The organism is Nostoc sp. NMS7, assembly GCF_017115085.1.
Lineage (GTDB): Bacteria > Cyanobacteriota > Cyanobacteriia > Cyanobacteriales > Nostocaceae > Nostoc.
This window is the reverse complement of sequence record NZ_JABXKJ010000200.1, coordinates 1-12,056: the sequence shown is the minus strand read 5'-3', so window position 1 is coordinate 12,056 and position 12,056 is coordinate 1. Positions and strand designations below refer to the sequence as shown.

The window sequence follows — 12,056 nt, the reverse complement described above, 5'->3', positions numbered from 1 at the left end:
GATTTGTTTGATTCAGGAGATTTTATGTTTAGCAAGATTCTCGCTGCAATTGACCGTTCCGCAAATGGTAATGCTGTTTTTGATGAAGCGCTTACTCTAGCAAAGGCAACTAAAGGAAGCCTGATGCTGTTGCATATCCTATCTAGTGAAGAAAAGAATAGCCCCCAAATACCTACACTGGTTACTCTCGAATATCATCCATTACATAGAGAACTTCTAGAAAATTATTGGAAGCAGTGGCAAACTTACGAAGAAGAGGGTTTCAAATTATTGCGATCGTATACAGAGTCAGCAACCAATGCAGGGGTAAGTACTGAATTCACCCAAAATTCTGGCAATCCCAGCCGGAATATCTGTGAACTTGCTCGAACTTGGGGCGCTGACTTAATTGTGATCGGTCGTCGAGGACATTCTGGTTTGAATGAGCTGATTTTAGGCAGCGTGAGTAATTATGTGTTTCACCATGCTCCTTGTTCCGTGCATGTTGTTTATGCTCCAGTTCCTCTTAAATCTGAAGTACCCGTAGTCAAGAAAGCTCAAGTAGTTCATTAAGAATGGGCTGTAAATATCTTTGTTGGTAGTAATACAAAAGTTAGATTCATAAATTTCAAGCTTTTGCCTTAGTCGTTGCCGTGGAATCGAAATTGTTCTCAAGTAAACATTAATTCAGGAAATTTTGACATGGATAATGTAATAGCCCCGACCAATTCACCTGCTGTAAGACCACCCGAAGTAACATTGGTTCCTAATAACTCACTATTGACTGAGACACCAGAAGAAGGACGACAACTGGCAGTCAAAATGGCACGGTTAATTATTAAATTGACTCAGCCGGATGAAGAAAAACGCAACCAACTGCGAGATGTTTATGGCAATGATGCCATGATGCTGATTGCAGTTGGACAGACGGTTGCAACAGAGTTTGCCACGATCGCAGCTGCTAATAACTACTGGCGCAAGTAATATCTCGAAATCGTCAAATCAGGGATTTGTTCTGATTCTAGAGGAATTCACCATGAAGGTTTTGATTCAAGCGATCGTCAGTTTTTTTGTATTTATTGTCGATTTCGTCTACGGAAATCGTTCTTACCCTCGGTTTTATGTCCTGGAAACGATCGCTCGCGTTCCTTACTTTTCTTATCTCTCGGTGCTGCATCTTTACGAGACGTTGGGTTACTGGCGCAAAGCTGACTTGTTAAAACTTCACTTTGCTGAAACCTGGAACGAATTACATCATCTGTTGATCATGGAATCACTGGGGGGTGGTCGCCACTGGATTGATCGCTTCATTGCTCAACATGTCGCTGTAGCTTACTACTGGGTGGTCGTGCTGATTTATATGCTGTTTCCCTCTTACGCCTACTACCTGATGGAACTGATTGAAGGTCATGCCTACCATACCTATGACGAATACTTGAAAACCTATGAAGCCCAACTGAAAGCTCAAAGAGCGCCCCAAGTCGCAATCAACTTCTATCGTGATGGCGATCTCTATATGTTTGATGAAGTTCAGACTGCACCAGTCCATGAATTTCGCCGTCCCAAAGTAGATAATCTATACGACGTGTTCGTGAACATCCGTGATGATGAATCTGAACATGTGAAAACGATGGTGGCACTCCAGAAACCAGAAGCGCGGCTAACCTTCAAAAGTCCCCATACAGTTTTTGAAGCGATCGCTGCGATCGCCGAAGGCGAAGCTTTTCTCCAAGACGCTACGCAAACGCCCATCACAGATAAACCAGACGATCTCTGTTCCCCGTCTCCATGACTGAATTTAATTTTGTCCAACTACTTAATCGCCTGGATTTGCTTGAACAGGCGTATCTAGCTGGGTAACAACTATGGTAAAAAGCCTTTTCTGCTCAAATGTAAGGAAATAATTCACCAACAGGAGCAGCAAATGAACAGAAAACTGAATGAAACTCAAAACGCTTAATTTGCAAGGAGAAATTTGGATGAAACTATCAACAACCTGGATAACAAGTATTAGTTTACTTATCGGCGCTTCTGCTGTGGGAATCGCGGCATTTTCTCAAGTTAACTTCAAAGCTGTGGCTACTGCATCAAATATTCCACCAGCATTAACTAAACTTAGCGACAAATCTTATCTACTCACTTGGACAGATAATTCTGCGGTATATGTCTCTTGCTATCCCACAGTTAAACCCAGAATGAAACCTGCACCAATTAAGCAAACACCAAATAGGTATGTGATTACCTGTAAAAATAAATAAATTGTGAGCAAAAAATGAAACTTTACTATCGCGGTCTTAGTTACGAATATAACTCAATATAAGCAGCTAAAAGAGCAACACGACCATTTGCACCAGTTGGTCATCAAGGTTCTGCTTATAACCTAACTTATCGTGGGCAAACCTATCGTGTTGACCCGAATATCGAGGCTGCGGAAGTTTCTACACCACGAGTAGCTTATCAATTAATTTATCGGGGAGTCACCTATTTTGTGGAGAAGACGCATACAGGAGAAGTTTATACAACATCCTCTCAACCTTTTAACGCTCTAAAAGTTAGAAAATTTTTCATCAATATTTTGGGATGGCAAAAATAATAATGAAAAATTTTCTTTAAAAGTTTTGTCGTACTAGCAATTTTATTTACCGAAAAACAGCAAAGGTACAGGAGAATTTCATGACTCAATATGACTACATTGTGATTGGTGCAGGTTCGGCAGGCTGTGTAATTGCCAATCGTTTGACAGAAGACCCTGATACAACTGTATTATTACTCGAAGCAGGTAATCCAGATACGAAACCAGAGATTCAGATTCCGTTAGAATGCACAAATCTACCAGGCACTGAAGTAGACTGGGGCTATTTCTCGGAACCAGAACCATACTTAAATAACCGCAAAATTTTCTGTCCCCGTGGCAAAGTCTTGGGGGGTAGCAGTTCGATTAATTTCTTAATGTATATCCGAGGTAATCCTCACGATTATGACCACTGGCAGGAATTAGGTAATCCCGGTTGGAGTTACCAAGATGTGTTGCCCTATTTCAAGAAATCTGAAAACCAGCAACGCGGTGCCTCTAAATACCACGCCGTTGATGGCGAGTTGAGTGTCACCGATTTCATTTCCCCTACTGCAATATCCCAGCGATTTGTAGACGCTGCGGTGGCACTGGGATATGACCACAATCCTGATTTTAACGGAATGCAGCAGTCAGGAGCGGGACCTTTTCAGTTGACAGTCAAAGATGGGAAAAGACACAGTGCTGCTGCGGCATTTCTGGTGCCCATTCTCCAGCGTCCCAATTTAACAACAATAACAGGCGCGTTGGTAACTCGATTATTGTTTGAGGGCACCCGCACTGTTGGGGTGGAATATCTACACGAGAGAACGCTGCACCAAGCCAGGGTCAACTCCGAAGTGATTTTAAGTGCGGGCGCGTTCGATTCGCCCAAACTGCTAATGCTGTCGGGTATTGGGGATGCAGAACAATTACAAGCCTTAGGGATTGAGCTCGTAGCTAATCTGCCAGGGGTTGGTCAAAACCTCCAAGACCACGTTGTCGTTCCTGTGCCATACGAGGCAACTGGTGATTTGCATACTGCAATTACTAGCAATGGCATCGCTGAATCTGGATTGTTTTTACATAGCGAGGGTAATCTAGACACTGCACCAGATTTAGAACTGATCTTCGGCCCCATTCTGTTCGCACCTCCTGGCTATGCTCACTCTAGTTTGGGATTTACAGGTCTAGTCACTTTGACCCACCCCCAAAACATTGGCAGTGTTAAGTTGCGTTCGCAAAGCGTGGGTTCTGCCCAATCGCTTGACCCTAAAGACATACCGATCATTCAGATGAACTATCTGCAAAGTCAATCTGATGTCCAAAAGCTCATTGAGGGAGTTAAATTAATCCGCAAATTGTTTCATACAAGTGCCTTTGATGAGTTTCGAGGCAAAGAAGTCGCGCCGGGTGCCGACGTGACTAGCGATGCAGCACTCGAAGCTTACATCCGCGAAACCTGCGGTACGGTGTATCATCCAGTTGGCACCTGCAAAATGGGAACTGACTCAATGGCAGTTGTAGACCCCGAATTACAAGTGCGCGGGGTTGAGGGGTTGCGTGTCGTTGACGCATCCATTATGCCCACGCTAACCACAGGGCATACGAACGCGCCCACCATTATGATCGGCGAAAAAGCAGCCGATTTAATTAAAGCGAAAGGTCGCGTTTCACAGCGAGTATCGGCGGCAATTGCAAGCTAACAGCGCGCGCCTCAAGACGCGGTGGCTGGCTCCAGACAGCCACCAAAAATTTCGGTGAAAGATCAAAGATCGCAGTGCTTGAGTAGCACATTAACCTTTTGGAATCACCGTCTCTTCTACCTTATGAATATTAGGAATCTACAAGGATGAAGATGATCAATCAGTTCTATGCAGCTTGAACCGACCCCTCCTTGAAGCCAACCGCAATTCGTGTTGCTTTAGTCGTTGGAACAACCCTATTTATCGTGAATCATGGGGCAGCTGTTCTAGAGGGAAAAATGAACCGCGATCGTTGGCTTGCTGGACTTGTAACCTATCTTGTTCCTTACACAGTCAGCATTCATGGACAGCATGCATCTGTGAGAGGTTAAGGTAATTGCACATTTGTCAAGAGGGTGCAGGAAAAGGGGATAAATCCAGCCTGGAGACTGGCTTTCGGAGATATTTAACCACGCCTAAGTCTTGATTCTCTGGGGCAGCTAAGTACTTAATCGGGTCATCCGCTTTGCCTTTGGAGTTTGCGACACTAAAATGGTACAAACAATCGTCACATCGTTTGCCCATTGGCGATCGCATCTAACTTCATTTGGTCTAACACCAGAATCTTACCGCCTCGCTGGTAAGTGACAACTGCCTGAATCTGCTTGAACAGTCGGACACATTCTTCATACGTAATCCCGATGCTGCGAGCAATTTGGTAGTAGGGCAAACGCGATCGCAACTGTAATCCATGTTCAGTTACATCTGTTCCTTCAGCGATCGCAGCCGCCTGTATAAATTGCGCCAACCGCACGATCGCCCGCTCCGAAGCCAATCCATGCACAACTTGATGCAGAAGTTGGAGGCGCTCAGTCAGGACTGCAATAATCTGCAATGCCAATTCTGGAGTGTTCTGAATCATTTCTAGTAGAGTAGTGCGTTCAATCGTGAGAATTTGACAGTCCTGTTCAGCCACCACCGTTGCCGGAGCCACACCATCGCCAAATAGCGCAGGCGCAGCAAAAAGTTCTCCCGCAGGTAAGATTCGCAAAATCGTTTCTTTACCTGTAGCAGCAGTTTTCTTGATTTCAATTCTGCCACCCAGAACAGCAAAGAGTTTAGCAGGCAAGCGATCGCCCTCATGCAGAATAATTTCTCCCCGCAAATACTGTTTAACTACAGCATGAGTTCGCAACTGGACAAGCTGATCTAGATCGAGTCCAGAAAAAAGTGAAATTTGCCGCAATTGTTCAATCGTAACTTGCATTGTTGAGCCACCCTAATCAAGCAATCCGATCATTTTCTTCTCTAATCTAACTTTTTCGCATGTTTAAACGCTTTTATGAGCTAGCTCATAAAGGGATTCACAGGAATTTAGCAAACTATAAACAGTAAACAAGAGGAACTGAATATATGTCTTTAAACATTGAATTGTTGGAATCCAGTTTTTTGCAGATTAAAGCCCAGGAAACCGAGTTTATGGCTCACTTTTATAAAACTTTGTTTGCGGACTATCCAGAGGTCAAGCCACTGTTTGCTAATACTCACATGGGAAAGCAAGCCAAGCAACTTTTCAAATCACTTGTTCTGGTTGTAGAAAATCTCCGCAACACCGACATTTTGTCTAACGCACTTCAAGGACTAGGAACTCGACATGTTAAGTATGGCGTGCTGCCTGAACATTATCCGATGGTAGGTAGGGTAGTACGTTGTTAAAAACGTTTTCGATTTACTTGGGGAGTGCCTAGACACCGAATACTGAGCAGGCATGGATTGAGGCGTATACAGTCGTGACTGAATTAATGTTGAGCGGTACAGACTACTCATCCGAGATTCTGACTCCTCATGCTCAACAAGTTTAGAAGCCTAAGCCGAGTTAAAGCCAATAAAATCATTCCGCTCGGTTTAGGCTGCTCCTTGCTTGAAGCAAGAGTCAACCTGTAATCTCCTACAACTATGAGCTAGATCAAAGAAGTTGTTGATGGAAACTGTCAGAGTAAAGGTAATTAAGGGAAAGAGGGTAGCGATATGACTCTTACAAAAGTAAAGACAACCTCATATAAAGTAGAAACGCTCGCCAAACTCTATCTGGAAGGCAAGCCAGCTAAGATTTCTGATCAAACCATCACCCAACTCTGTGACTGGCTGATGGATGAGTTCCATCAACTGCCTTTGAATCTACAGTTTTCCGATTACATGCGGTATGACAACGCTGAAGCGATGTTTGCTGATATTGAGCAAAGTCATCTTTGGGTTTCTGCGGATAGTTATGATTCTTCTGTATATCCCAATCCAATTTATGGGTTTATTTTCCAGGGAATGCACGACTATGACCACTACTTGACGGACAGTGATTTCAGTTTGGCAGGGGAAATCGCAGTTTACAACTTCACCGCAAAACGAGTTCCCAGCCTGGAGATTCAAAAGATTCTCTACTCCGAAATCGTGTTGCGATCAGCTGCCTATCTTCATCTAGGACATGCATATGCTCCTAAAATTGTGTTTCCGTAAGCAATGATAGAGGTAACGATCATGCACGACTGTCCGTATTGCTCTTACCCATTACTCCGACACATCCAACACATTGTGGCGACGTTGTTGGAGCAGCGATCGCGGCATTCTTAAATCTGATGATCCAATCATCAACAAGCTTCTACAACCGTTGGAATCTTTCATCGAAATCTACAGTTGCGCGTACTCAAGCAATTAAAAGCTGTCTCAAATAGCAGCACAAGAGAATTATGAACCGAACGATCACACAAACTACTCTCAATCTGACAACAGCACCAAGTCATGTTGTCCTGGCGGCTGCGGGTAAAACGGTTCTCCGTCCAGGTGGACGCGCCGCCACCGAACAGCTCTTTGAATGGGCGAATTTCCAGCCTGGTGAAACCGTTCTGGAACTCGCTTCTGGGTTAGGAAATAGCGCGATCGCTCTGGCAAAACACTACAATGTGCAAGTTGTTGGTATTGAAAAAGATTCCAACCGAGTGGCGCTTGCCCAAGTTAAAGCGCGATCGGCTGGCTTAGATCGTCAGGTTCAGTTTATCCAAGGCAATATTTTTCAGCTAGAAACTATTTCGGCATCGTTTGACTATGTATTAGCAGAGGCAATTCTCACCATGCAAACGTCTGCTGGCAAAGCTAAAATTCTCGCAGGTGTGCGCGATCGGCTTAAAGTCGGTGGCAAATTTCTCAGCCATGAACTACTAGCGCGTGACCATTTGGAATTACTGCACCAAAACCTGACGCAAGTGATGCGTGTGAATGCTACACCACTACCAGAATTGAACTGGATCGACACCTTCAATCAGGCGGGGCTGACCGTCATGCGGCAGAAAACAGGTGCAATGAAATTGCTCGATCCGGCTCAGGTGCTACAAGACGAAGGGGTAGCCCATACAGTTCAGATGATCTGGAATATTCTGACTCAGCCTGTGATCCGCGATCGCATCATCAAGATGCGGCGAGTCTTGACTCAACACCAACAAAACTTGGGCTACATCGCTTTGTGTGCTGTTCGAGACTCTTAATCAATCTTAAAACAACAAAGGAGCAAATATAATGTCTATCTTAAAAAATGATGCTGAGGTGACAGTCAATCTACACGAATTGGCAGACTATACAAAACCCGGAGTGACTCGCAAAGCATTAGTAAAAAATGAACAAAACAGTTTCTCGTTACTCTGTCTCACTGCCGGAACAAAAATGCCTGAGCATACTGCCCCGCGTCCTATTTCGGTGACGATCATCGCAGGATGCGGAGTACTCACCCTGGAAGAACAGGAAATTACTTTGCAACCGGGCGTATTTGTTTATATACCTGCAAACACACCTCATGCACTCCATGCCCTGGACAATCTCGCCTTTCTGCATACCTGAAGTTGAATCTATAAACCAGTAAACCAAAAAGTTTTTCCCCAAAGAGCGATCGCTAATCAAGCTTACGTACTTTAAAGTGCTATATACTGAGCATTAATGACTTGGGAATTATGGTTAGCTCGTGATATCGTTGCTGATAATCCTCTCCCCTGGCAGAAGTCAATGGATAAATTGACCCCCGGAAGAGTTGCTCAGGCTATAGGTGGAGTTTTCGCGGTGATTGCTACTCCAACCCTTCCACTAGGGTGCGGAATGTGGGTTTTATAGATCCAGCAGAAACCGAATCAGAACGCCAAGCACGAGACTACGATGCTGACTGCATTGGTGTGGCAAAAGCCAGCTTATACCCGAATCTGACAGCAGAGATTTGCAGCGATCGCTGCAAAACACGAGTTTGATAAAAAGTTTAACACAGCAGTGGCGATGGAGCGAAGGCGGGAAACAGAACCAGGACCATCTGCCCTGATCCAAACAATCCAAGGAACGCAACTAGAAATTACTAATCTGACTCGTTACCAATGTTGCGGGGGCACCCCATATTAAAGCATTATAGAAATCAACACCAGAACTTTTAACTTCTGGTGTAGCACTTAGAATTGCAAACCCTAATATTTGTAAAGGTTTTTGAAATATCAGGATGGCAAGTCCTCCTTTACCCGCAAACGTACACCTCCGGGTGGGCGATAGAGTGCGCCATACAAAGGTGGATAAGCAATTTCCTTTGTATGGCGCAGTGTTGTTAAGATTAAACCTACTAGATGCTCAACTCCCGCCAATAACTTTTCCGTTTAGTAAACTTATAATAATTTTAGCTTCACCCGTTACCCCCTATGACTTATGGCAACACTTCAACTGATTGAACCATTAGCCAAAGATTTAGGCGGTTTTTTTGTTCGCCGCAGTTTGCCATACCCTGATCGCCAAATGGTCGGCCCGTTTATTTTTTTCGATCATTTTGGTCCGTCCGTTTTGCCGACTAACAAAGGAATTGATGTACGACCACATCCTCATATCAATCTGGCAACGCTAACTTACTTGTTTGATGGTGCTATAATGCACCGCGATAGTTTAGGTACTGTACAGGAAATTCAATCGGGTGCAGTAAACTGGATGACGGCGGGTAAGGGGATTGTACATTCAGAACGCTCTCCCGACAGTGACCGTTCCAATGAAGCCACCATTCATGGCATTCAAACCTGGATTGCTTTGCCGATTGAACATGAAGAAACCGAGCCTTGGTTCACTCATTATCCTGCCCAAACCCTTCCCACCTGGGAAGAGAATGGCGTTACCATCAAACTTATTGCTGGAGAAGCATACGGTTATACCTCTCCTGTGAAAGTTTTTTCACCCATCCTCTATTTAGATGGGGTGTTGTCTGTCAATGCTCACTTCACTATTCCTGCTATTTATTCAGAAACAGCAGTATACAGTGTGACAGAGGGATTAAGCATTAACGATGAACCGCTAGAAGCACACCATCTCGCCATAGTACAGCCAGGTCATGAAATCAAGGTTTCTGCTGCTGCCGCTGCTCGGTGTATTGTGATTGGCGGTGAGCCATTGGGTACACGTTACAAATGGTGGAATTTTGTGTCTAGCCGACGGGAGCGAATAGAGCAGGCAAAAGCCGATTGGCGTGACGGTCGCTTTCCTAATGTGCCAGATGAAACAGAGTTAGCTCCACTACCAGAAGTGGTGACAGAGGCTAATCCTTTATAATAGGCGCTCCCCTAAACCCGTTAACAGGTTTTGATTGCGATATGTCAGTGAGTGGTGTAGGCGATCGCCTGAGTAGCTTTCTAATGAATTGTCGTTTCTGTCCCTTGGCAAATTGCTCCCGGGGCACAGGAGCAGAGAAGAAAAAGGATTTTCGGTACAAGCCCCGTATATTGTGGGCGGTACAACTTTCCCCTCAGCAGATTCTGCAACAAAAGTTTACAACGTGTCCCCTTCAGGCACATACGTTAGTGGATACCCCTTCAGCTATGAAACACGATAACTTGGACTTGCCATTGAGATGAAAATCACAAACCAATGCTCACCGAACCTCTAAAATCTGTTGCGATCCGAACACCATTACCAAACGCTGAAGTTGCCTGGTTTGACGACCTTTGTGGGGGCGATACACAATATTTAGGTGTACTAGACGAAAAACGCCGGAGCAACTATGAACACTGTCGAAACATCATGTTGACCGCCGAGCGAATGGGCTTTGGTAATATACTGCTGCCGACCTCATACCTCGTTGGGCAGGAAGTGATTCCGTTTGCCTCTGCTATGGGCCCGCAAACCGAGAGCATCAATATGCTGACGGCTTTGCGGACAGGCGAAATTTTCCCGACCATGCTGGCGCGTCATATCGCTACCCTGGATCATATTCTCAAAGGTCGATTGACTATCAACATTATTAATTCCAATCTGCCTGGTGTAATAGAAAGTCCCGAACTGCGTTACAAACGATGCTGCGAAACTATTGAAATCCTCAAACAAGCCTGGACTAAGGAAAGTATTGATTTTGAAGGTGAAATCTATCAGGTCAAACTTGATACCACAGACCCAGTGAAGCCCTATCAGCAAAATGGCGGACCACTGCTATATTTTGGTGGCATTTCAGAGGGTTCAAAAGAGGTGTGTGCCAAATATTGCGATGTGTACCTGATGTGGCCGGAACCAGAAGAAAGCATTTACGCAACCATGCAGGACATGAGTTTTAGAGCAGCCAAATATGGTCGTCAGATTGACTTTGGTTTCCGTGTTCATGTTATTGTGCGCTCAACGGAAGAAGAAGCCCACGCCTGGGCACAGAGTATGATGTCAAAATTTGATCCAGCTGGCTTCAACCTTAAAGAACGTACACAAGACCACAAATCTTTGGGTGTTTTACGGCAGGATGAGATCCGGGCAAAATCCACATCAGATTACTTAGAGCCTCTGTTGTGGGGTGGTATTGGTCGGGCGCGATCTGGCTGTGGGGCAGCATTGGTTGGTACACCAGAGCAAATTCTCTGGAAGATAAATCGTTATATGGATATGGGAATCAGGGCGTTCATCTTGTCAGGTTATCCTCTGATTGAAGAGTGTGAACTGTTTGGAAATCATGTTTTGCCACACCTGTCAACGGTCAAATTATCAATGGTTCAGGGACGTACACCTGTATCCGAGCCTGTGACTCCCTTGACCACGGCAGTACTGCGGTAGGGTGGGAGCAACGCGAAAAAGTGAGATCGGGGTTTAATTCTCAGAAACCCATAGCTAGATTCTCAATAAAAACAGGTATTTCGCTGCGATGCCTAGGTTGGGCGTAGATGCAGCACTATTAAACAGGTCATTTATACCCCTAATTTTTAGCACCGCATTACCGCCCTAAACGCTCGCAAGCAGAAATTGCCGCTGCACTAAATTGTATCTTATTCTTTACAAAGTGGCGCTCCGATGCCAGTTATCTCACCTTGGGAGAAGCCGGGCAAACAAGTCGGCAAACCCGCCCAACGCACTGACTCGACTTGACGCTAAATCCCCGTTACAAAACTTAATTACCTTAGCGCAGCGCTAGCTAGTCCGCGTACCCCTACAGTGGAAGCAAGCTACGCGCAGCCTCTGGTAGAGAAGAATCCGCAGAGTGTGCTTAAGTCCTATTAAAGAAGAATAAAGTGCATAGTCCTAGCCCGTACTTCTCTACGAGACGCTGCGCGAACGGCAAGCTCAGTAACCATCGTAGACATCGCTGTTGTGGGCAAAGTCCCCTTTTTCAGAGGATTGGAGATTTTCTGTTGCGGGTGCGTAAATCCCAAGAGAAAATTTTTTCTGAAAGTACTTTACAAAACGCAATAAATTATTTAAGATGTGTAACAGGTAGCCAAACCTACCTAATTCATTCACAAATAATCGCATTTATAAAACAATGACAACAACCTTACAACGTCGCGAAAGCGCCAACGTATGGGATCGGTTCTGCG

The 12,056-nt window shown here is 44.9% G+C and carries 16 protein-coding genes and 3 pseudogenes; 15 read left to right on the top strand and 4 right to left on the bottom strand.

The features are described 5' to 3' along the window. Positions 1 to 24: 24 nt before the first annotated feature. The 7 genes and pseudogenes from HWQ38_RS22375 to nrtS all read left to right on the top strand — a co-directional run bounded on the left by HWQ38_RS22375 (position 25) and on the right by nrtS (position 4,607). On the top strand, positions 25 to 552 hold the full coding sequence (locus HWQ38_RS22375) for a universal stress protein (protein ID WP_292797929.1): 528 nt from the start codon (positions 25 to 27) through the stop codon (positions 550 to 552). A gap of 129 nt (positions 553 to 681) precedes the next feature. Further along, the gene (locus HWQ38_RS22370) at positions 682 to 963 is read left to right on the top strand and encodes a hexameric tyrosine-coordinated heme protein (protein ID WP_292797926.1); all 282 of its coding nucleotides are present in this window, start codon (positions 682 to 684) and stop codon (positions 961 to 963) included. A gap of 52 nt (positions 964 to 1,015) precedes the next feature. Continuing rightward, positions 1,016 to 1,771, top strand: coding sequence for an alternative oxidase (locus HWQ38_RS22365; protein WP_292797924.1), 756 nt, complete (start codon positions 1,016 to 1,018; stop codon positions 1,769 to 1,771). Between the two features lie 187 nt (positions 1,772 to 1,958). Then, positions 1,959 to 2,237: a hypothetical protein gene (locus HWQ38_RS22360; protein WP_292797921.1), complete on the top strand. Its 279-nt coding sequence runs from the start codon at positions 1,959 to 1,961 to the stop codon at positions 2,235 to 2,237. A gap of 134 nt (positions 2,238 to 2,371) precedes the next feature. Next, a pseudogene (locus HWQ38_RS40555) lies at positions 2,372 to 2,572 on the top strand (hypothetical protein); the annotation flags it as partial. 80 nt (positions 2,573 to 2,652) lie between these two features. Next, the gene (locus HWQ38_RS22355) at positions 2,653 to 4,236 is read left to right on the top strand and encodes a GMC family oxidoreductase N-terminal domain-containing protein (RefSeq protein WP_292797919.1); all 1,584 of its coding nucleotides are present in this window, start codon (positions 2,653 to 2,655) and stop codon (positions 4,234 to 4,236) included. A gap of 191 nt (positions 4,237 to 4,427) precedes the next feature. Further along, positions 4,428 to 4,607, top strand: coding sequence for a nitrate/nitrite transporter NrtS (gene nrtS, locus HWQ38_RS22350; RefSeq protein WP_292797916.1), 180 nt, complete (start codon positions 4,428 to 4,430; stop codon positions 4,605 to 4,607). A gap of 28 nt (positions 4,608 to 4,635) precedes the next feature. Here nrtS and HWQ38_RS22345 read toward each other — a convergent pair. Together HWQ38_RS22345 and HWQ38_RS22340 are read right to left on the bottom strand one after the other, a co-directional pair. After that, positions 4,636 to 4,776: pseudogene (locus HWQ38_RS22345) on the bottom strand (IS4 family transposase); the annotation flags it as partial. Between the two features lie 7 nt (positions 4,777 to 4,783). After that, a complete protein-coding gene (locus tag HWQ38_RS22340) occupies positions 4,784 to 5,482 on the bottom strand; it encodes a Crp/Fnr family transcriptional regulator (RefSeq protein WP_292797913.1) in 699 nt (232 codons plus the stop codon). 146 nt (positions 5,483 to 5,628) lie between these two features. Here HWQ38_RS22340 and HWQ38_RS22335 point away from each other — a divergent pair, with 146 nt between their 5' ends. From HWQ38_RS22335 to HWQ38_RS22310, 6 genes and pseudogenes are all read left to right on the top strand, one after another. Continuing rightward, positions 5,629 to 5,931 carry a globin domain-containing protein gene (locus HWQ38_RS22335; RefSeq protein WP_292797910.1) on the top strand — a complete coding sequence of 101 codons (303 nt, stop codon included), beginning with the start codon at positions 5,629 to 5,631 and terminating at the stop codon, positions 5,929 to 5,931. Positions 5,932 to 6,243: 312 nt separating this feature from the next. Next, entirely contained in the window at positions 6,244 to 6,726 is a 483-nt protein-coding gene (locus HWQ38_RS22330; RefSeq protein WP_292797907.1) for a hypothetical protein, read from the top strand. 230 nt (positions 6,727 to 6,956) lie between these two features. Further along, positions 6,957 to 7,748 carry a cyclopropane-fatty-acyl-phospholipid synthase family protein gene (locus HWQ38_RS22325; protein WP_292797905.1) on the top strand — a complete coding sequence of 264 codons (792 nt, stop codon included), beginning with the start codon at positions 6,957 to 6,959 and terminating at the stop codon, positions 7,746 to 7,748. Between the two features lie 31 nt (positions 7,749 to 7,779). Continuing rightward, a complete protein-coding gene (locus tag HWQ38_RS22320) occupies positions 7,780 to 8,097 on the top strand; it encodes a cupin domain-containing protein (RefSeq protein ID WP_292797902.1) in 318 nt (105 codons plus the stop codon). A gap of 93 nt (positions 8,098 to 8,190) precedes the next feature. Then, positions 8,191 to 8,331, top strand: a pseudogene (locus HWQ38_RS22315) (transposase); the annotation flags it as partial. Between the two features lie 20 nt (positions 8,332 to 8,351). Beyond that, positions 8,352 to 8,495, top strand: coding sequence for a hypothetical protein (locus tag HWQ38_RS22310; RefSeq protein ID WP_292797900.1), 144 nt, complete (start codon positions 8,352 to 8,354; stop codon positions 8,493 to 8,495). 234 nt (positions 8,496 to 8,729) lie between these two features. On the opposite strand, the gene HWQ38_RS22305 is transcribed toward HWQ38_RS22310, so the two are convergent. Then, the gene (locus tag HWQ38_RS22305; protein WP_292797897.1) at positions 8,730 to 8,873 is read right to left on the bottom strand and encodes a hypothetical protein; all 144 of its coding nucleotides are present in this window, start codon (positions 8,871 to 8,873) and stop codon (positions 8,730 to 8,732) included. 61 nt (positions 8,874 to 8,934) lie between these two features. On the opposite strand from HWQ38_RS22305, the gene HWQ38_RS22300 reads away from it, so the two are divergent. Further along, entirely contained in the window at positions 8,935 to 9,819 is an 885-nt protein-coding gene (locus tag HWQ38_RS22300) for a pirin family protein (protein ID WP_292797895.1), read from the top strand. A gap of 315 nt (positions 9,820 to 10,134) precedes the next feature. After that, on the top strand, positions 10,135 to 11,298 hold the full coding sequence (locus tag HWQ38_RS22295; protein WP_292797893.1) for an LLM class flavin-dependent oxidoreductase: 1,164 nt from the start codon (positions 10,135 to 10,137) through the stop codon (positions 11,296 to 11,298). Between the two features lie 504 nt (positions 11,299 to 11,802). On the opposite strand, the gene HWQ38_RS22290 is transcribed toward HWQ38_RS22295, so the two are convergent. Beyond that, the gene (locus HWQ38_RS22290) at positions 11,803 to 11,991 is read right to left on the bottom strand and encodes a hypothetical protein (protein ID WP_292797890.1); all 189 of its coding nucleotides are present in this window, start codon (positions 11,989 to 11,991) and stop codon (positions 11,803 to 11,805) included. Between the last annotated feature and the right edge of the window lie 65 nt (positions 11,992 to 12,056).